Source organism: Pseudomonas sp. Arb-4-2C, from assembly GCF_055755015.1.
On record NZ_CM146899.1, the window covers coordinates 4,118,884 to 4,139,447 of the forward strand.

A 20,564-nucleotide genomic window follows, 5' to 3' on the forward strand; every position below is an offset into this window, starting at 1 on the left:
CAGTTGGATTTTTGGGGAGGCAGTCGGGATTGGTCGGCTGTTAGGCCGTCTTCGCGAGCAAGCCCGCTCCCACAGTTGGATTTTGGGGATTCAGTTGGAGTGTGGTCGGCTCGTAGGCCGCCATCGCGAGCAGGCTCGCTCCTACAGTTGGATTTTTGGGGAGGCAGTTGGGATTGGTCGGCTGTTAGGCCGTCTTCGCGAGCAAGCCTGCTCCCACAGTTGGATTTTGGAGATTCAGTTGGAGGGTGGTCGGCTCGTAGGCCGCCATCGCGAGCAGGCTCGCTCCTACAGTTGGATTTGTGGGGAGGTAGTTGGGATTGGTCGCTGTTAGGCCATCTTCGCGAGCAAGCCCGCTCCCACAGTTGGATTTTGGGGATTCAGTTGGAGTGTGGTCGGCTCGTAGGCCGCCATCGCGAGCAGGCTCGCTCCTACAGTTGGATTTTTGGGGAGGCAGTTGGGATTGGTCGGCTGTTAGGCCGTCTTCGCGAGCAGGCCCGCTCCCACAGTTGGATTTTGGGGATTCAGTTGGAGGGTGGTCGGCTCGTAGGCCGCCATCGCGAGCAGGCTCGCTCCTACAGGAAAGCAAAGCGGTGACGCCGCCGTGCTCTTCACCACTCAAATGGCCGAGTGTCAGCTCGCCGAAAGCTCTTGATCCACCTGCCCCGTCGGCAGGCTGAGTGGAGGGGTTTATCCGGGGGTGGGAGCGCAGCGACCGTTCGACGTAGTCGAACACATCGAGAGGAGGTGCAGCGAAGCAAACCGGAGGCGATGCCCCCGGTGAATCCCGTAACGAAGGAACCCGAGCCACGGCGAGGGCCGAACGCCGGGGCAAGCCCTTTTGGTTCCTTTTGAGGCGCTTGTCAAAAGGGACTCGCCGTAAGGGCGAAACCATAAGTAGCCATTACCGCAGCAACGGATATGCCCACAAAACCCAAGAACCTGGTCGGCCCAAAGGCCGCCAAGTCAAAGCATCCCAGCCAAACCTAAACCCGAGCCTGACTCTTGCTCCAATCCGTCAACAAACTATAAGCCACCGCCAACAAAGTAGGCCCAATAAACAACCCGATAAACCCAAAGGCAATCAACCCCCCAAAAACCCCAAGCAACACAATCACCAACGGCAGATTCCCGCCACGGCTGATCAGATAAGGCTTCAACACGTTATCCACGCCACTGATGATGAACGTCCCCCAGATCCCGAGAAACACCGCCATCCCATACTCACCCTTCCACGCCAGCCAGGCCGTGGCCGGAATCCACACCAACGGCGGCCCCATCGGAATCAGACTGAGCAGGAACGTCACGATCCCCAGCACCAGCGCCCCCGGCACCCCGGCAATCAGAAACCCGATCAACGCCAGAATCGCCTGCGCCGCCGCCGTACCGATCACCCCGTTGACCACCCGTTGCACGGTGCCGGCCACCAGCTCGATGTAATACCCGGCCCGCTCACCGATCAGCCGTTCCAGCAGACTGTGCACAAACGCCGCCAGCCGCGGCCCGTCACGGTAGAAAAAGAACACGAAAACAATACTCAGGGTCAGCTCGAGAATCCCGCCGCCAATCTGCGCACTGCGCGCCAGCAGCCAGTTACCGACCTGCCCCAGATACGGCTTGATCGACACCATCAACGCCGCGCCTTGCTGATCGATGCTGTTCCAGACCCCGACCAGCCGTTCACCCACCAGCGGCACGGTGCCGAGCCAGACCGGCGCCTCCGGCAGACCGTCGACCTGCACATCCTTGATGAACGCCGTGGCATCACGCACGTGATCCGCCAGGTTGAACCCCAGCCACACCAGCGGCGCCGCCACCAGCAACATCCAGCCCAGGGTCAAGATAGCTGCAGCGAGTGACTCGCGGCCATTCAGCCAACGGGTCAGCAGGCGCATCAGCGGCCAACTGGCGAACGCCAGCACCGCGCCCCAGAACAGCGCCGACCAGAACGGCGCCATCACCCAGAAACTGGCACCAAACAGCACCAGCAGGAGGATTTGCACCAACAGCCGATCGTTATTGAGCATGTAGAGTCTCGAAAAAGTCAGTCAGTCAAAGAGTAGGCGAACACGCCACGCGTGCTCGCCCGATACAGCTTATCGCAACAGATCGATGCGCAGGCCCGCGGTGTCGGCACTCCCCGCCTCCATCCGCGCCGCACGCACACCCTGACTGATCAGCGCCTGACGCCAGGCCTCGGCCTTCGGCCCGGAAATCGTCACCCGCTGAGTGGTGTCGAGGTTCAAACCACGGGAAATCAGGCGCAGCCAGGTGTCATCCGGGTCGCCCACCAGTTTGGGCAGGTTCAGCTCGCCCGTGCTCTTGAGCTGGCGCAACAGCGTGGCCGAGGTCGGCAGCAACTCGCCCAGTGGCGCGCTCGCCTCGAACTGCTCGACATGCAGGTAGGCTTTGCGATTGCCGCGGGTGATGCTGTATAGCGCCACCAGGGTGTTGTCCTTCGGGGCTGCCAGGCGCAACAGCAGATAAGCCTGTTGCTCGTCCGCGCCGTACAGTTTGGAATTGCCGAACACCTCGTTGGCCCACAGGCTGCTTTCGCCGCAGTCGCGGGCCTGACACCAGAACAGCAACTCGGCGCCCTGCTTTTGCAGGGCTTCGCGGGCAGCGGTGAAGGCTTCGGTGGCGGCGTGTTCCGGTGGCAACTCGTAGGTCACCGAAGTGGTCTGGCCGCGTGCGGTGACCTGGCCGTCGAAGCGCAACTGGCCGCTGATCTTGCGGATCGACCCCAGCGGGTAGATCCGCTCGAGTTCCACAGGAGGGCGATAGTCGACGATCTGCGCATCGGCCAGACGCGGCACGATCTGCAGATCCTGGCTGCCAGGCACATCGGCAGCGAATAGAAAGGGACTGAAACAGCACAGCGCCAACAGACTGAGTGACCGCATAGTCAGGCTCATCGGATCGGCATGGCTTGGCGGGTCGGGGTCGCAGCAGTATAGAAATCCATCGTGTTTGTCTCCCATTTCAACCCGCCCAGCCTCGACAGTTGCCCGGTGCAAGTCAAGGAATGGCGAAGAAGCGATTGAAACAGTCTGCGACAAGGTCGGCACCGGCCTCATCGTTGAGGTGCAAATGGTGCCCGCCCGCCAGCTGTTCCTGGCTAAAGGGTAGACGTTCCAGCAACTCGGGATGTTTGGCCAACATGCCGTCGGCGGCGACCACCAGTTGTGCCGGGCAGGTGATGCGCTGGACGAAGGCCATGGCCTGTTCCTGCGTCAGGCGCAGCGGCGATGGCAGGGTCAGGCGATTGTCGGTGCGCCAGGTATAACCGCCGGGTACCGGCATCAAGCCGCGTTGCGCCAGCAGTTCGGCGGCTTCGCGACTGACCGCCACCAGGCCTTTCATCCGCGCTTCGATGGCGCGGTCGAGGGTGTTGTAGACCGGTTTGCGTTTCTCGCGCAGGTCCAGTTGCGCCTGCAGGGCCATGCCCATGCGCTCGGCCGCGTTTTCGCCTTTGTCCGTAGGCGGAATCACTCCGTCAATCAACGCCAGATGGCTGATGCGTTCCGGTAACGAGCCCGCCAGCACCAGCGAAACGATAGCGCCCATCGAGTGCCCGAGCAGGCCGAAGCGCTTCCAGCCCAGTTGTTCGGCGACCTGCAACACGTCATGGGCATAGTCCCACAAGGCATAGCCGGCGCCGTTCGGGCGATGCCCGGAGTGACCGTGCCCGGCCATGTCCAGCGCGATGATGCGCAGGCCTTTGAGCTTGGGCGCCAGCCGCGCAAAGCTGTTGGCATTATCGAGCCAGCCATGCAGGGCAATCACCGGCAGGCCGTCCTCGGGACCGAACAAATGCGCCGCCAGTTCGATATGCGGCAGGCTCAGGCGCACTTCTTCGAAGGACGGGTTCATGCGCAGTCCTTGTCCTGACGACCTTCCCAGCGATTGAACAGATTCTTCAGCAGTCGTGCGGTGTCCTGCGGACGTTCCAGCGGAAACATATGCCCGCCGGGCATGCTCAGTAATTCACCCTGCGGCAGGCGCGAAACGAAACTGCCGTGATGACGCATCACCACGCGACTCTTATGCCCGCGTACCACCGCCAGCGGCACTTTCAGTTGCCGGGTGCGGCCCGGACTGGTGTGCGGCACGCCGCGATAGATGCTGATTTCGGTGGCCGGATCGAAGCGCAGGCGCAACTTGTCGCCGACCTGGTGCAAACCGTGTTGCAGGTAGGCATCGAAGCACTCCGGATCAAAACCGCGGAACAGGGTTTTACCCGCAAAGTAGCTGCGCGCACTGGCGAGGTCGGCAAACTCTTCGCGGCGGCCAAGTGTGCGGCCGGCGGGGGTCAGTTTGTCGATGAAACCGAAGCGCTTGGCGGCGCGGATCACCCATTGGTCGGTGCGGGTCAGCACCGGCGAATCGAGCATCACCACGCCCCGATACAGCTCAGGGCAACGCAGCGCCGCGTGCAGGTGCAACACGCCGCCAAAGGAATGACCGACGCCCCACACCGGTTGATCCTGTTGCTGCAAATGGTGGATCAGTTCGTCAACCAGGTTGTACCAGTTGTCGTCCGCCGGGAAACGCGGGTCATGAGCATGCAGTTCCAGATGCGCGACCCGATACTCGGGCGCCAGCGCCGCGAACAACTTGCCATAGGTGCCCGAGGGAAACCCGTTGGCGTGGGTGAAAAAGATCGGCTGCGACATGCTGGTAAATCCATGAGCGGAAACATGCCGCTGATTGTCCGCAAGAGCGCGCCCCTGAGCAATGACCGTAACTGCCAGGAATGATGACAGTCCGGTCACGGCTATGGATGCATCGGACTTCAACGTGCCGGCGGCTGCTCGCCCAGCGGCACCACCGCCATGGTCAGGCGTGAGACACAGCTGGCCTTGCCTTCATCGCTGGTCAGGCGGATGTCCCAGACATGCGTGGTGCGGCCGATATGAATCGGCCTGGCCACCGCCGTCACTCGCCCACTGCGCAAGCCGCGCAAGTGGTTGGCGTTGATCTCCAGGCCCACGCAATAGAACTTGCTGGCATCGATGCACAGGTAACTGGCCATCGAGCCAACGGTTTCCGCCAGCACCACCGAGGCGCCGCCATGCAGCAGACCGTAAGGCTGGTGAGTGCGATGATCGATAACCATGCTCGCCGTCAGCGATTCTTCGTCGAAAGACTCGAAGCGGATATCCAGCACTTCGCCGATGGTGTTTTTCTGGATTGCGTTCAACTGCTCGATGTTCGGAGTGGTGCGCCACAAGGTCATCGCAGGCTTCCTTTGTTGTTTTGATCGTTACTCAATCCTGCCACAGCACCGCCTCGCTGCGCTCGCTCCATTCTGCAAACTGCGCACCGTAGGTGTCTTCGATGACATTGCGCTTGATCTTCAACGTCGGCGTGAGAAAGCCGTTTTCCACCGCCCAGCTGTCCTTGACCACCACCAGTCGCCGCAGCCGCTCATGCTTGTCGAGCACGGCGTTGACCTCCTCCAGCAGTTTCTCCAGGCTCGAATGCAGACTCGCCCGGCCCTCTTCCTGATGGACCGTCGAGAGTACGCACAAGCCCAGCGGCGCACTCAGACCATCGCCCACCACGCAGACCTGCTCGATTCGCGAGTGCACCGCCAGACGGTTCTCAATCGGCGCCGGGGCCACGTATTTGCCTTTGCTGGTCTTGAAGATCTCCTTGAGCCGCCCGGTCAGGCGCAGGCGCCCCTCGGCGTCCTGCTCGCCCTTGTCACCAGTACGCAGGAAGCCGTCCTCGGTGAGGGTTTCGGCGGTTTTCTGCGGCTCCTTGAAATAACCGAGCATGTTCGCCTGACTGCGCACCTGCACCTCGCCGGACTCGTCGATACGCACTTCGACCTCCGGACACGGCCTGCCAATCCAGCCTTGTTTGTATTGGCCCGGCAGGCAGATATGCGAGTAGCCGCAACTCTCGGTCATGCCATAGACCTCCAGCACATCAAGGCCAAGCTTCTGATACCAGGTGAGCAAGGTCTGTGGCACCGGCGCCGCACCGGACAGGGCGACGCGTAATGCGTCGAGCCCCAACCCGGCCAACACCTTGTGCCCTACCCGCTTGCCAATCAACGGCAGGCCCAGCAGGAAATCCAGGCGTTTGGCCGGGATTTTGCCGTACACGCCCATCTGGAACCTGGTCCAGATCCGCGGCACGCCGAACATTGCCGTCGGCCGCGCCCGCTGCAGATCGGTGATAAAGGTGTCGAGGCTTTCAGCAAAAAACACGGTTTGCCCGGTGTAGATCGAGGCCAGCTCGACGAACATCCGTTCGGCGACATGGCACAGCGGCAGGTACGACAGCAGCCGGTCGTTCTCGTTGAGGCCGAACAGCTGCGTGCCACGAGTGGTGGCAAACCCCAGATTGGCAAAACTGTGCATCACGCCCTTGGGCAGCCCGGTGGTACCGGAGGTATAGATGATGGTTGCCAGTTGGTCGGCCGCCGGGCGCGGATCGTCCTGGATCGGCGAGCGCTTCAGCAGCTCGTCCCAACTGAAATCGAACGTGCCGGGCGGATGCAGCGGCAGGCTGATGGTTGGCAGCCCCGACGCAATCCCTTTGGACATCCCGGGCCAGTCATCGAGTTTGCCGATGAACGCCAGCACACTCTCCGAATGCGTGAGGACCTGAGCCACGGAGTCTGCTGTGAGGTTGGGATACAGCGGCACCGAGACGTGCCCGGCCATCCAGATCGCCAGATCGGCAATGATCCAGTGCGCGCAGTTTTTCGAGATCAGCGCGATGTGGCTGCCTTGCGGCAATTCCCGGGCGCGCAGCCAGTGCGCGGCGCAACGGGCCTGATGGCCGACATCGGCCCAGGTCAGGGTCTCGACCTGCCCGCCGCCGGTGGGCTGCACGAGAAAACTCTGGCGCGGGTGCCGGGCCTCACGTTCGTAAAACACGTCCAGCGGCAAACGGAATGCGGCAGACATGCGACTCGCTCCTGTTTTTAGGTCTGGAGCAAGCGTAGTCAACCAAGCAAGTGCTTGGTTGGAAAATTCAAACAAATAATTTCAACTGACTATGAGGTCACCTGTGGGAGCGGGCTTGCTCGCGAATGCGCTGTGTCAGCCACTGTAAATGTCACTGATACACCGCATTCGCGAGCAAGCCCACTCCCACAAGGGATCAGCGTCAGGGGTGCTTGAGGCTGTTAAGCGTCATCGAGCCGATCAGCAGTTCAGGGCTTTCCAGCTCAGCCAGGCCAGCGGTGCTGACCTTCTCCGGCGGATACCCGGCGCCATGCTGCAGATAGCTGAGCAGATTGCCCACCAGCGGGTTGTGGCTGACCAGCAGCACATTGCTCACCGAGACCAGTTGATCGGTGACCTTGTCCGGGTCGGTCTCCGGCGTCAGCCACTCGACAGTGCGAATCTCCGGCTCGAAACCCAGCGCCTCGCGGACAATCTGCGCGGTCTGCTGCGCACGCAGATAAGGGCTGGCGTAGATCGCGGTCAGCGGCTGGCCGATCAACCGGGCCGCACTGCTCAAGGCTTCCTTGCGACCGTGCTCGGTCAGCTCCCGCTCGGAGTCGGGTCGCGAGCCATAAGGCTCGGCCTCACCGTGACGCAATACCCAGAGTTTCATAGCTTGGGTTCCTCATCTCGGGCCGGATGCGGTGCTGGCGGCACGGCGTGCGGCGCTTCACCTTCCGGGGCGCGCGGGGTTGGCCAGTCGGCGAACGGCCACGGTTTCTGGTCGCTGTGAAAGCTGCCGAAGCGGCCGATCTGCGCCAGAAACTGGCTCAGGCTGTCGCCAAAATTCATCAGGCCGGCGCTCGGCGCGCCATAAATCAAACGATAGATCAGTTGCACCAGCACCACCGCGCCGAGGATGAACTGCGCCACTTGCCAGACCAGCACGTAGACGATCATCCACAGCACCCGCAGGAGGATGGATTCGTACTTGGCTTCGGTTTTCGGATCGTTCATGGCTCGCTTCCTGTTGAATCAGTTGAAACCGCTGGTGGAAATAAAGTCGACATCGGTTTTCGGCTCGGCACGCATCAGTAGACCGATCACCTGTTCCAGCGTGCGTCCTTCAAACAGGATCGCATGCAGCCCGGCGACCAGCGGCATGTACACGCCAACTTCTTGGGACTTGGCCTTGAGCACTTTCAGGGTGTTCACGCCTTCGGCCACTTCGCCCAGGCGCGACACCGCTTCATCAAGGCTCAAGCCCTGACCGAGGGCAAACCCGACCTGATAGTTACGGCTCTTGGGCGACGAGCAGGTGACGATCAAGTCACCGACCCCGGCCAGCCCGAGGAAGGTCATCGGGTTCGCGCCCTGATTCACCGCAAACCGGGTCATCTCGGCCAAGGCGCGAGTGATCAGCATGCTCTTGGTGTTCTCGCCCATCTCCAGCGCTACCGCCATGCCGGCGATGATTGCATAGACGTTTTTCAACGCGCCGCCCAGTTCAACACCGAAGCGGTCGGCACTGGCGTAAACGCGGAAAGTGCGACCATGCAGCGCGGCCTGCACCTGTTTGCACAGTTCCTCGTCTTCACTGGCGACCACGGTGGCGGTCAGCGCGTGCTCGGCGATCTCACGCGCCAGGTTCGGCCCGGACAACACGCCGATACGCGCCTGTGGGGCGATCTCTTCGAGGATCTGGCTCATCAGTTTGAACGTGTGGGCTTCGATGCCCTTGGTCAGGCTGACCAGCATCTTGCCGCTCAAGCGCTCGGCATGGGCGGCCAGCACCGTGCGCAGCGCGCTTGATGGCAGCGCGACGAAGCACAGTTCGCAGGCGTCGAGGGTTGCCTGCAGGTCAGTGACGGCGGTCACTCCCGGCAGAATCTTGATGCCTTTGAGGTAACGCGGGTTTTCGCGATTGACCCGGATGGCCTCGGCCTGCTCGGGGTCACGCATCCACTGCCGGACTTGATGGCCGTTCTCGGCCAAAAGATTGGCCACGGCGGTACCAAAACTTCCGCCTCCCAGGACCGCAATCGGGCGCTGTTCAGTCATATGCAATCCGTTAATCCATACCAGTGGCGATGCCGGCATTATACGGGGCGACCGGGTCGCGGCCAGCCCCTGCGTCAATTACCGGCACTTGTAGGAAGAAGACCAATAAAACCGAGGAAAATGCCCGCATCGTGACTGGAAAACTCGCTGCCCTCGGTTAACATGCGCGCCAATTCATTGTGATCAAGGCTGTGTCGTGTCTTTTGGCTCTCACCCTTCGCGTTCGTCCCTGTTACTGGCGCTGTTGTTCAGCCCGGTATTGCAGGCGGACGACCTGTTTGTCGACAGCGAAACGCTGCCGCAGGTGCTGACGGCCACGCGCCTGAAACAGACGCCAGCGGAAGTGCCGGGGAGCATGACCGTCATCGACAGTGAATTGATCAACGCCAGCGGCGCCCGCGACATCAGCGAACTGCTGCGCCTGGTGCCGGGGATGATGGTCGGCAACATCAGCGGCAATCAGGCGGCGGTCAACTATCACGGGACCAATGCCAGTGAAGCGCGACGCATGCAGGTGTTGATCGATGGCCGCTCGGTGTACCGCGCGGGCCTCGCCACGGTGGACTGGAGCGACATTCCGGTGGCCATGGAAGACATCGAGCGCATCGAGGTTTTCCGTGGGCCGAACACCGTCAGCTATGGCGCCAACGCGCTGATGGCGGTGGTCAACATCATCACCCGCAACCCGGCGGACAGCCACGGCACGCGACTGAAGTACACCCGCGGCCAGCGCGGCATCAACGATTTCTATGCCAGCCAGGGCACCGGCTGGAATGGCGGCGATCTGCGTCTGTCGCTGTCCGGCCAGGAAGACAACGGCTTCGACAGCGACCGCACTGGCGCCGATTATCGTGACAGCCGTCGCTTGAACCGCTTCAGCCTCGCCGTCAGCCATACCCTGAGCGACAACCAGAGCCTCGACTGGCAGGTCAACGCGAAGGATGGCACCAATCAGCGACCTTACACCTACCACCCGGTGTTCTCGGGGATTACCGCTGCCGGGAACAATTCTGACGTGGTGGCCAAGGATTACGCCGGCTCGGTGCGCTGGAATCTCGACATCAATCCGCAACACAGCCTTTATATACAAGGTTCGGCCCAGCACTGGGATCGCCAGCAAGTGTGGCGCGCCTGCGATGCCGAAGTGTCGTTCAGCCCGCAGCTGACGCAGTTGTGGCAGCTGAACCCGAACTACACCGAACGCCTGGCGCGCAACATCACCCGCTTCACCGGCCCCGGCCCGGAGGCTGGCACCCCACAGGAAATGGCCCTGGCCAATCAAGTGCTGGATCAGTGGCGCAACGGTGCCAGCCAGACCCTGTGCGGCGACATTGACCAAAGCGCCCGCGAGTCGCGCTACGACCTCGAATTGCAGGACACCCTCAGCCTGTCCGACAGTCTGCGACTGGTCAGCGGCATGAACTATCGTTACGACCGGGCCGATTCCGAGACCTACTTCAACGGCACGCTGGACGACACCACTTGGCGTGCGTTCGGCCAACTGGAATGGCGCGCCAGCGAACACTGGCTGTTGCAGGGCGGCGCAATGTTCGAAAACACCCAACTGATCGGCAGTTCGCTGACGCCCCGGTTCGCGGTCAATTACCTGATCAATCCGCGCCATGGCCTGCGCGCGGTGTACTCGGAGGCGATCCGCTCGCCGGACATGTTCGAGAACAACGTCAACTGGAGCTATCAGGTGAGCAACCTGCGGCCCTCGGCCTACGGTCAGTCTTCAGCCCGCTACTTCGTCAAGACCCGCGGCCCGGGCAATCTCGATCAGGAGCACATGCGCTCGCGCGAGCTGGGCTACAACGGCTATTTCGCCGAGCTGGGGCTGGCGGTCGATGTGAAGCTGTTCTACGACGAAATCACCGGGATGATCAGCGAGCCGCTGCGCAACAACCAGTACATCGCCAGCAACGCCAACAGCTCACGTTTTCGCGGCACTGAAACCCAGCTCGACTGGCGCCTGAGCATGATCGATCGCCTGCGCTTCACGTACGCTTTCGTCGATGCCGAGGCAAGCAATCCACTGGATCAGCAATTCACCTCACGCAACAGCGGCTCCGCCGGTTGGCTGCGCGATTGGGGGCACGGCTGGAACAGCGCCCTCTTCTATTACGGCGACAACGCGCTCAACGGCTACCGCTTCGAGCGAGTCGACACGCGCATCGCCAAACGCATCGCTTTAGGCAAGGCTCAATTGCAACTGGCCGGCGTCCTGCAACAGCGACTCGATAACGAGCCGACCACCTTCGTCGACAACAATTACGACGAGCGCCGGGTGATGTATTTCAGCGCCGAGCTGGAGTTCTAAGGTGCGCTACGGCACGGCAAACAAGACGCCAACCCTTGGCCACTGGCTGGCCGGTGCCTGTCTGTTTTTGACCGCGTGGCTTCACGGCGTGGCGGTGCAAGCGGCCGATATTCTGCTGACCGGCGCCGAAGAAAGTCCTGGCGTGCAGGCCTTCGTCCAGGCCTTGAGCGAGCTGCGCCCCACCGATAACGTGCGGTTCCAGCCATTGGCCAGCCTGCCGGCGCCGGGCAAGTTGCCGAACAACCTGCGGATGATTCTGCTCGACCTGCCCAGCCTCGATTGGCGCCTTAAAGAGCCTCAGGGACCGGCGACGCTGGTGTTGCGCATCAGCCGCCTGCAAGCCCGGCAGCGCTTGGGGGGCGCGCAACCGGCGCACTTGAGCCTGCTGTGGAGCGATCCACCGCTGGGCCGGCAACTGCAATTGATCCAGCGGATTCTGCCGCAGGCGCGGCGGGTCGGCGTGCTGTTCGACCAACACAGCGAATTCCTGCTCAAGGAGCTGCGCCAGGCCGCCGTTCCGCTCAATCTGCAGATCGTCAGCCAGCGCTGGGACAACACTCAGGACAGCCGCCCGTTGCAGACAGTGCTGAAAAACAGTGACGTGCTGCTGGGCCTCGACGACCCGGACCTGTACAACCCGAAAACCGCGAAAAACCTGCTGCTCAGCAGCTACTCGCGGCAAATCGCCCTGGTCGGGCCAAACGCGGCGTTTGTCCGTGCCGGCAGCCTGGCCAGCACGTACAGCGATCAGCCCGATTGGCTGGCGATCCTCGACGAGTTGCTCGACCGCCCTCCGGCCACGTGGCCGCGAACCCTGTATCCGCAACGTTTTAAAGTTTCAAGTAATGCGCAGGTCGCTCGTTCCCTGGGTATCGAGCCAATCGATGAAGCGTCTGTTGCCCGCCAGTTGGCTGAAGGAGAAAGCCACCCATGAATCTGCGTCGCCGCTGGGACATCAACACCCGCACGCAACTGATCAGCCTGGGCCCTGCGCTGCTGCTCACGCTGTTGCTGATCAGTTTCTTTACCTTCGTGCGCATCCAGGATTTGCGTCAGGAGCTCAATCACACCGGGCAACTGATCGCCAATCAACTGGCCCCCGCCACCGAGTACGGGGTGATTTCCGGCAACAACGAAGTGCTGGAAAGCCTGCTCAAAGCGACACTGGCTACACCGAACGTTCGCTTCATCGAGGTGCAGGACAGCGCCAACCGGATTCTGGCCTACGTTGAACAAGCCTCTGACACACACAACCGACCGCATCAGGTCGAAGTGTTCCAGGCACCGGTGCGTCTGCAACGGATCGCCTTGAACAGCGATTTTTTCCACGACGCCAAAGCCAGCATCAACGTGACCAGCGAGGATTATCTGGGCCGGGTGATCGTCGGCCTGTCCAACGATGCCTTCAGTCAGCGCCAACAGGAAATCCTGCTCAAGGCAGGGATACTGGCGTTGTTCGCCCTGCTCTTCACTTTTGTTCTGGCGCGGCGTCTGGCCGGCAGCCTGTCGGCGCCGATTCGCGATATCGGCAACGCGGTCAAGGCGATTCAACAGGGTGACTACAAAACCCCGCTGCCGATTGTCGATGACACCGAACTAGGCGCCCTGTCGCAGCACATCAACAACCTCGCCCAGGCACTGGAGCAGGCCAGCCGCGAACAGCATCAGGCGATGGCGCAACTGATCCAGACCCGCGAAGAAGCGGAAAAAGCCAACAACGCCAAATCCGATTTCCTGGCGATGATGAGCCACGAACTGCGCACGCCCATGAACGGGGTGCTGGGCATGTTGCAGTTGCTGGAAACCACGGAAATGACCGAGGAGCAGATCGAGTATGCAGCGCTCGCTTCGGAGTCCACCGAGCATCTGCTGAAAGTCATCAACGACATTCTCGACTTCTCGCGGATCGAACGCTCGGAGCTGGAGCTTGAGCACATCCCGTTCAACCTCGCCGACCTGATCGGCGCTTGCGCCCAGTCGTTCCAGCACAGCGCAGCCCAGCGGGGCCTGGACCTGAACCTGCGGATTCCCGATGACATGCGCGACTTGCAGGTGCAGGGTGACCCGACGCGGATCCGGCAGATTCTGGTCAATCTGGTGGGCAACGCCTTGAAGTTCACCGAGCGCGGCCGGGTCAGCATCGAGGCGCAGTGGCAGTCGCTGGATCACGAACTGCTGTGGTTCACCTGTTCGGTGCGCGACAGCGGCATCGGGATCTCCTCGCAAAGCCTGGAGTTGATGTTCGACGCGTTCCAGCAAGCCGACAGTTCGATTTCGCGGCGTTATGGCGGTACCGGACTCGGCTTGCCGATCGCCCGTACCCTGGCCGAACGCATGGGTGGAACGTTGCGTGCGCAAAGTGAAGAAGGCCGGGGCTCGGTGTTCACCCTGGAAATCCCGCTGGCCTTATATAAGCAGACGTTGCCGCAACTGGCGGCACCGCGTGCGGCCAATGGCAACGGGCACGGTGAGGGGCGCAATGTGTTGCTGGTGGAGGACAATCCGGTCAACCAGACCGTCATCGAGGCAATGTTGCGCAGCCTGGGCTTTACTGTGAGCGTCGCCACCGACGGCGCGCAGGCGGTACGCAGCGCCGAAGGCAATGATTTTGAAGTGATTCTGATGGATTGCCGTCTGCCGATCATCGACGGGTATGAGGCTACCCGGCAGATCCGTCTGCTGCCCGGACGCAGTGACGTGCCCATCATCGCGCTGACCGCCAACGCGTTGCAGGGGGACCGCGAAACCTGCCTGTCGGCGGGCATGAACGATTATCTGGCGAAGCCGTTCAAACGCAATGACCTACAACAGATTCTGCAGCGCTGGGTGCAGTAGTGACGGTTTTTCGACCATCTGCGACTGGCGTGAAAAGCGAAAGTGCGGCAGTCTTAGGCACCCGAACGAGCCTCAAAAGGGGCTTGAATAAAAATTTCAGTGCACAAGTGTACATTCATGTCCTTGGTGCTGTGACTTTCACCACAACGCAATAGTCTATGAGTAGGCTGCCGGTACGAGGCATGAACGCGTCGATCGGCCGGGAAGATTTGCCCCACCTGCCGCATGGGATTATTGAGGAGCTCGCATGACCAAACAAAACGCCTTTACTCGGGAAGATCTGCTGCGCTGCAGTCGCGGTGAGCTGTTCGGCCCGGGTAACGCGCAACTGCCCGCCCCGAACATGCTGATGGTGGATCGCATCACCCTGATCAGCGAAGAAGGCGGCAAGTACGGCAAAGGTGAATTGGTCGCCGAGCTGGATATCAACCCTGACCTGTGGTTCTTCGCGTGCCACTTCGAAGGCGATCCGGTGATGCCGGGCTGCCTGGGTCTGGACGCCATGTGGCAACTGGTCGGCTTCTTCCTGGGCTGGCAAGGCCTGCCGGGCCGCGGCCGTGCGCTGGGTTCGGGCGAAGTGAAATTCTTCGGCCAGGTGCTGCCGACCGCCAAGAAAGTCACCTACAACATTCATATCAAACGCGTCCTCAAGGGCAAGCTGAACCTGGCCATCGCCGATGGTTCGGTGACTGTCGACGGTCGCGAAATCTACACCGCCGAAGGCCTTCGCGTCGGCGTGTTCACCTCCACTGACAACTTCTAAGGGTTATTCGCATGCGCCGCGTCGTTATCACTGGTCTGGGCATTGTTTCGTGCCTGGGCAATGACAAAGAGACCGTCTCCGCTAACCTGCGTGCAAGCCGCCCTGGCATCCGGTTCAACCCGGAATATGCTGAAATGGGTCTGCGTAGCCAGGTTTCCGGCTCCATCGACCTCAACCTTGAAGAACTGATCGATCGCAAGATCTATCGTTTCGTCGGCCACGCAGCGGCTTATGCCTACCTGGCCATGAAAGACGCCATCGCTGACTCCGGCCTGACCGAAGAGCAAGTGTCCAACCCGCGTACCGGCCTGATCGCCGGCTCCGGCGGCGCGTCGACCCTGAACCAGATGGAAGCGCTGGACATCCTGCGCGAAAAAGGCGTGAAACGCGTTGGTCCATACCGTGTAACGCGGACCATGAGCAGCACCGTTTCCGCGTGCCTGGCCACACCGTTCAAGATCAAGGGCCTGAACTACTCCATCGCATCTGCCTGCGCCACCAGTGCTCACTGCATCGGTACCGCCATGGAACAGATCCAGATGGGCAAGCAGGACATCGTCTTCGCCGGTGGCGGTGAAGAAGAGCACTGGAGCCAGTCGTTCCTGTTCGACGCCATGGGCGCCCTGTCCAGCAAGCGCAACGACACCCCGCAACAGGCTTCCCGTGCCTACGACGCCGACCGTGACGGTTTCGTCATCGCTGGCGGTGGCGGTATGGTCGTGGTTGAAGAGCTGGAACACGCTCTGGCCCGTGGCGCCAAGATCTACGCTGAAATCGTTGGCTACGGTGCAACGTCCGACGGCTACGACATGGTTGCCCCAAGTGGCGAAGGCGCGATCCGCTGCATGCAGATGGCAATGTCCACCGTCGACACCCCGATCGACTACCTGAACACCCACGGCACCTCGACTCCGGTCGGTGACGTCGCGGAAATGAAAGGTGTGCGTGAAGTGTTCGGCGACAAGGCTCCAGCGATCAGCTCGACCAAGAGCCTGTCCGGTCACTCCCTGGGCGCCGCCGGCGTTCACGAAGCGATCTACTGCATGCTGATGATGGAAGGCAACTTCATTGCCGGTTCCGCCAACATCGACGAGCTGGACCCTGAAGTGGCCGATCTGCCGGTGCTGACCAAGACCCGCGAAAACGCCACCATCAACACCGTGATGAGCAACAGCTTCGGCTTCGGCGGCACCAACGCCACGCTGGTACTGAAGCGCTGGGAAGGCAAGTAATTCCTCCCGCTTGAGCCACACATGAAAACGCCCCGACTGGTTCGGGGCGTTTTTTTTGGCCTGCAGAAAGTAGCAGCCACACCGCAATACCCTGTGGGAGCGGGCTTGCTCGCGAATGCGTTTTTTCAGTAAACATCTTCACTCCTGATCCACCGCATTCGCGAGCAAGCCCGCTCCCACAGGGGATTTTTAGTGCGTCTGGAGATGAAACTTCTGTCATGAAACTTACCATCCTGCGACCGAATGTCGCGGATTTAGCGGGCTGTAGCACTGTTGCGGTTTTCGCAAGAATACATTGCACAAATCAGCCGTTTACTTAGCAAGCTAACAAATCATATAAAAGAGTCCTGCACACGCCTTGCTGCAGATAACTTGAGATTTGGAGCTAGCAGATGACTGTAAAAGTAACTGAACGCGACGATTCACACATGTCCCATGAAGGCGTAGCCGCCGGCGTACGAATCTGGGATGTGCATCAACAAGACTTGCTGGTCGGCATGTTCCATAACGAGATCGATGCCCACAACTACAAGGCCGAACTGGAAGTGCTGGAGCAACAACGCGAAGCCCGCTCCTCCTGAATCAACCACAGCATTGAAAACGACAAACCCCGCCATGAGCGGGGTTTGTCGTTGTTACAGCTTTATCGATTTACCACATCAGGTCATCAGGGATCTGATAGGCCGCGTACGGATCGTCCTCGGCATTGACCTCTTCGGTCTGCACGTTGAGCTGGACGATGCGCTGCGGGTCGCGCTCCTGGATCTTCAGGGCCGCTTCACGGGGGATCACTTCGTAGCCACCGGCATGGTGCACGATTGCCAGCGAGCCGCTGCTGAGCTTGTTGCGCATCAGCGTATTGACCGAGATGCGCTTGACCTTCTTGTCATCGACAAAGTTGTAGTAGTCCTCGGTGGTCAGCTTCGGCAGACGCGAGACTTCGATCAACTGCTTGACCTGCGCGGCACGGGCCTTGGCCTCGGCTTTCTCTTGCTGCTGACGGTTCAGCTCCTGGTCGCGCTTGACCTTCTCGGCCATGGCTTCCTGGGCGGCGCGCTGCTGCGAATCATCCAGCTCGGCCTGCCCCTTGTGGGCCAGACGCTGTTGCTTCTGCTTGTCTTTGCTGACCTGCTTGGCCTGCTTTTGGTTGACCAGGCCTGCTTTGAGCAACTGGTCGCGAAGGGAAATACTCATGGGGCTTACTCACTTGGGCAGTTGCTCAGCCGCAGCTGGGCGCATTCTTTTCCTGACGTTTGGCTTCACCCCACAGGGCGTCCAACTCTTCGAGGGTGCAATCTTCCATGGGACGATGGGTGTCGCGCAATGCCTGTTCGATAAATCGGAAACGTCTTTCGAACTTGCCGTTGGCGCCCCGCAGCGCGGTTTCCGGATCGACCTTCAGATGCCGGGCCAGGTTGACCACGGAAAACAGCAGGTCACCGATCTCGTCAGCCACGGCGACGGGATCGTTTTCGGACATGGCTTCGAGGACCTCATCGAGTTCTTCACGCACCTTGTCCAGCACCGGCAGCGCATCCGGCCAATCGAAACCGACCTGTCCGGCGCGCTTTTGCAACTTGGCCGAACGGGACAGCGCCGGCAACGTTGCAGGCACGTCATCAAGCAGTGACAGTTGCTCGGGCGCGGCGGATTTCTCGGCGCGCTCTTCGGCCTTGATCTCCTCCCAACGCTGCTTGACCTGCTCCTCGCTCAGACGCGGCACGTCCAGCGGCGCATACAGATCGCCGGTCGGGAATACATGCGGATGACGACGGATCAGCTTGCGGGTGATGCTGTCGACCACCCCGGCAAATTCGAAGCGCCCTTCTTCCCGGGCCAACTGACTGTAATAGACGACCTGAAACAGCAGATCGCCCAACTCGCCCTGCAAATGATCGAAGTCGCCACGCTCGATGGCATCGGCCACTTCGTAGGCTTCTTCAAGGGTGTGCGGGACGATGGTCGCGTAGGTCTGCTTGATGTCCCACGGGCAACCGAACTGCGGGTCGCGCAGACGGTTCATCAGGTGGAGCAGGTCTTCAAGGCTATAGATCATTTTTCTGTCTCACCACAAAACCATTGTGGGAGCGAACCTGCTCGCGAAAGCGCTGTGCCTGCAACAATGATGTCGACTGACACACCCTCTTCGCGAGCAAGCCCGCTCCCACAGTTGATCAGCGCCGGTCTTCAAGGGGTACGGTTACGCCGCGTCTCGATGATGTTCGGCAACTGCGAAATCCGCCCCAGCAAGCGTCCCAGCGCATCCAGTCCGGGAATCTCGATGGTCAGGGACATCAGCGCCGTGTTGTCTTCCTTGTTCGAGCGGGTGTTGACCGCCAGCACGTTGATGCGCTCGTTGAGCAGCACCTGCGAGACGTCACGCAGCAGACCGGAACGGTCGTAAGCACGGATGACGATGTCCACCGGATAGGTGAGCACCGGCACCGGGCCCCAGCTGACCTGAATGATCCGCTCCGGCTCACGCCCGGCCAGTTGCAGCACCGAGGCGCAGTCCTGACGGTGAATGCTCACACCACGGCCCTGGGTGATGTAGCCGACGATCGCGTCGCCCGGTAGCGGCTGGCAGCAGCCGGCCATCTGCGTCATCAGGTTGCCGACGCCCTGGATCTGAATGTCGCCGCGCTTGCCCGGTTTGTAGCCGGTGGCTTTGCGCGGAATCAGCTCCAGCTGTTCGTTGCCGCGCTCCGGCTCGACCAGTTGCTGCGCCAGATTGACCAGTTGCGCCAGGCGCAAGTCGCCAGCGCCGAGGGCGGCGAACATGTCTTCGGCGGTTTTCATGTTGGCCTTGTCGGCCAGCTTGTCGAAATCCACCGCCGGCAGGCCGAGACGCGTCAGTTCGCGTTCGATCAGGGTTTTACCGGCCGCAACGTTCTGATCGCGAGCCTGCAACTTGAACCAGTGAACGATCTTCGCCCGCGCCCGCGAGGTGGTGACGTACCCGAGGTTGGAGTTCAGCCAGTCGCGGCTCGGCGTACCGTGCTTGCTGGTGATGATCTCGACCTGCTCACCGGTCTGCAGGCTGTAGTTGAGCGGCACGATGCGCCCGTTGATCTTCGCACCACGGCAGTTGTGGCCGATTTCGGTGTGCACACGGTAGGCGAAGTCCAGCGGCGTCGCGCCCTTCGGCAAATCGATGGCGTGACCGTCGGGGGTGAAGATGTAGACCCGATCCGGTTCGATGTCGACCCGCAGCTGTTCGGCCAGACCACCGATGTCGCCCAGTTCTTCGTGCCACTCGAGGACCTGACGCAGCCAGGAGATTTTCTCTTCGTAGTGGTTGGAGCCGGATTTGACGTCGGTGCCCTTGTAGCGCCAGTGCGCGCACACACCAAGTTCGGCCTCTTCGTGCATCGAGTGCGTACGGATCTGCACTTCAAGCACTTTGCCCTCAGGGCCGATCACTGCGGTGTGCAGCGAGCGGTAGCCGTTCTCTTTCGGGTTGGCGATGTAGTCGTCGAACTCTTTCGGGATGTGCCGCCACAGGGTGTGGACGATACCGAGCGCGGTGTAGCAGTCGCGCATTTCCGGCACCAGCACGCGCACTGCACGCACGTCGTAGATCTGGCTGAACTCCAGACCCTTGCGCTGCATTTTGCGCCAGATCGAATAGATGTGTTTGGCCCGGCCGCTGATGTCGGCGTCGACGCCGGTGGCCTGCAATTCGTCCTTGAGCTGGGTCATCACGTCGGCGATGAAACGCTCACGATCCAGCCGCCGCTCGTGGAGCAACTTGGCGATCTGTTTGTATTGATCCGGTTCCAGGTAGCGGAAGGACAAGTCCTCCAATTCCCATTTGATATGACCGATGCCGAGGCGGTGCGCGAGCGGCGCATAGATGTCGAAGACTTCCCGGGCGACCCGGTTGCGTTTTTCGTCGTCGGCGGTTTTCACCGCGCGGATCGCACAAGTGCGCTCGGCGAGCTTGATCAGTGCGACGCGCACGTCGTCGACCATTGCCACCAGCATCTTGCGCAGGTTTTCCACCTGGCCCTGAGTGCCCATCACCATCGACTGGCGCGGGCTGAGGCTGGCACTGATCGCCGCCATGCGCTGCACGCCGTCGATCAGCTTGGCCACCACCGGGCCGAAGCGCTGGCTGACCGCCGCAAGTTCGATCTGGCCTTCACGGACGCCACGGTACAGCACCGCCGCAACCAGCGAGTCCTGATCGAGCTTGAGGTCGGCGAGAATCTCGGCGATCTCAAGACCGGTGCTGAAACTGCCGCTGCCCTCGGCCCACAGATTCTTTGCGGCGTTGGACTGCTGCTCGGCCTCGCGAGCGAACTCGCAGGCCTCTTTCAAGGCTTCGCGATCCAGTGCCATGTCGACACTGACCGCGTGATCGAGCCAAGCCTCGAGATTGATACTGCCGTCGGTGTTGATCGGCTGGTGTGCTCTCACCTGTACCATCTTGCTTTACCTTCCCT

18 protein-coding genes are annotated in these 20,564 nt (G+C 61.2%); 6 read left to right on the plus strand and 12 right to left on the minus strand.

The window, feature by feature from the left end; all coding sequences use genetic code 11:
* Positions 1 to 983: 983 nt before the first annotated feature.
* The 9 genes from AC0J41_RS18605 to AC0J41_RS18645 form a co-directional block, all read right to left on the minus strand.
* Positions 984 to 2,024: an AI-2E family transporter gene (locus AC0J41_RS18605; RefSeq protein ID WP_025112975.1), complete on the minus strand. Its 1,041-nt coding sequence runs from the start codon at positions 2,022 to 2,024 to the stop codon at positions 984 to 986.
* 69 nt (positions 2,025 to 2,093) lie between these two features.
* On the minus strand, positions 2,094 to 2,900 hold the full coding sequence (locus AC0J41_RS18610) for a DUF4892 domain-containing protein (RefSeq protein WP_473013272.1): 807 nt from the start codon (positions 2,898 to 2,900) through the stop codon (positions 2,094 to 2,096).
* Positions 2,901 to 3,015: 115 nt separating this feature from the next.
* The gene (locus AC0J41_RS18615; protein ID WP_025112973.1) at positions 3,016 to 3,870 is read right to left on the minus strand and encodes an alpha/beta hydrolase; all 855 of its coding nucleotides are present in this window, start codon (positions 3,868 to 3,870) and stop codon (positions 3,016 to 3,018) included.
* Entirely contained in the window at positions 3,867 to 4,673 is an 807-nt protein-coding gene (locus AC0J41_RS18620; RefSeq protein ID WP_025112972.1) for an alpha/beta fold hydrolase, read from the minus strand. Before AC0J41_RS18620 ends, AC0J41_RS18615 begins: the two co-directional genes overlap by 4 nt.
* A gap of 119 nt (positions 4,674 to 4,792) precedes the next feature.
* On the minus strand, positions 4,793 to 5,236 hold the full coding sequence (locus AC0J41_RS18625; RefSeq protein ID WP_025112971.1) for a hotdog fold thioesterase: 444 nt from the start codon (positions 5,234 to 5,236) through the stop codon (positions 4,793 to 4,795).
* A gap of 31 nt (positions 5,237 to 5,267) precedes the next feature.
* Positions 5,268 to 6,923, minus strand: coding sequence for an AMP-binding protein (locus AC0J41_RS18630; RefSeq protein ID WP_473013273.1), 1,656 nt, complete (start codon positions 6,921 to 6,923; stop codon positions 5,268 to 5,270).
* 202 nt (positions 6,924 to 7,125) lie between these two features.
* On the minus strand, positions 7,126 to 7,578 hold the full coding sequence (gene sixA / locus AC0J41_RS18635; RefSeq protein ID WP_025112969.1) for a phosphohistidine phosphatase SixA: 453 nt from the start codon (positions 7,576 to 7,578) through the stop codon (positions 7,126 to 7,128).
* Entirely contained in the window at positions 7,575 to 7,922 is a 348-nt protein-coding gene (locus AC0J41_RS18640; protein ID WP_025112968.1) for a DUF4389 domain-containing protein, read from the minus strand. The genes sixA and AC0J41_RS18640 overlap by 4 nt, the downstream gene beginning before the upstream one ends.
* A gap of 18 nt (positions 7,923 to 7,940) precedes the next feature.
* Positions 7,941 to 8,966, minus strand: a complete 1,026-nt coding sequence (locus AC0J41_RS18645) for an NAD(P)H-dependent glycerol-3-phosphate dehydrogenase (protein WP_007968955.1) — start codon at positions 8,964 to 8,966, stop codon at positions 7,941 to 7,943.
* A 196-nt stretch (positions 8,967 to 9,162) separates the two neighbouring features.
* Between AC0J41_RS18645 and AC0J41_RS18650 the strand changes: the two genes are divergently transcribed.
* The 6 genes from AC0J41_RS18650 to AC0J41_RS18675 all read left to right on the plus strand — a co-directional run bounded on the left by AC0J41_RS18650 (position 9,163) and on the right by AC0J41_RS18675 (position 16,697).
* Complete coding sequence (locus AC0J41_RS18650) at positions 9,163 to 11,286, plus strand: TonB-dependent receptor plug domain-containing protein (protein WP_473013274.1); 2,124 nt, start codon at positions 9,163 to 9,165, stop codon at positions 11,284 to 11,286.
* 1 nt (position 11,287) lies between these two features.
* Entirely contained in the window at positions 11,288 to 12,220 is a 933-nt protein-coding gene (locus AC0J41_RS18655; protein WP_473013275.1) for an ABC transporter substrate-binding protein, read from the plus strand.
* Positions 12,217 to 14,121, plus strand: a complete 1,905-nt coding sequence (locus AC0J41_RS18660; protein ID WP_473013276.1) for an ATP-binding protein — start codon at positions 12,217 to 12,219, stop codon at positions 14,119 to 14,121. Before AC0J41_RS18655 ends, AC0J41_RS18660 begins: the two co-directional genes overlap by 4 nt.
* Positions 14,122 to 14,368: 247 nt before the next feature.
* On the plus strand, positions 14,369 to 14,884 hold the full coding sequence (gene fabA, locus AC0J41_RS18665; RefSeq protein WP_003227150.1) for a 3-hydroxyacyl-[acyl-carrier-protein] dehydratase FabA: 516 nt from the start codon (positions 14,369 to 14,371) through the stop codon (positions 14,882 to 14,884).
* Positions 14,885 to 14,895: 11 nt separating this feature from the next.
* Positions 14,896 to 16,116, plus strand: a complete 1,221-nt coding sequence (gene fabB, locus AC0J41_RS18670; RefSeq protein ID WP_025112964.1) for a beta-ketoacyl-ACP synthase I — start codon at positions 14,896 to 14,898, stop codon at positions 16,114 to 16,116.
* Between the two features lie 392 nt (positions 16,117 to 16,508).
* On the plus strand, positions 16,509 to 16,697 hold the full coding sequence (locus AC0J41_RS18675) for a hypothetical protein (RefSeq protein ID WP_025112963.1): 189 nt from the start codon (positions 16,509 to 16,511) through the stop codon (positions 16,695 to 16,697).
* A 70-nt stretch (positions 16,698 to 16,767) separates the two neighbouring features.
* On the opposite strand, the gene AC0J41_RS18680 is transcribed toward AC0J41_RS18675, so the two are convergent.
* From AC0J41_RS18680 to relA, 3 genes are all read right to left on the minus strand, one after another.
* A complete protein-coding gene (locus AC0J41_RS18680; RefSeq protein ID WP_025112962.1) occupies positions 16,768 to 17,310 on the minus strand; it encodes a DUF2058 domain-containing protein in 543 nt (180 codons plus the stop codon).
* Positions 17,311 to 17,335: 25 nt separating this feature from the next.
* Positions 17,336 to 18,169, minus strand: coding sequence for a nucleoside triphosphate pyrophosphohydrolase (gene mazG / locus AC0J41_RS18685; RefSeq protein WP_473016020.1), 834 nt, complete (start codon positions 18,167 to 18,169; stop codon positions 17,336 to 17,338).
* 134 nt (positions 18,170 to 18,303) lie between these two features.
* Entirely contained in the window at positions 18,304 to 20,547 is a 2,244-nt protein-coding gene (gene relA, locus AC0J41_RS18690; RefSeq protein WP_025112960.1) for a GTP diphosphokinase, read from the minus strand.
* Positions 20,548 to 20,564: the final 17 nt, after the last annotated feature.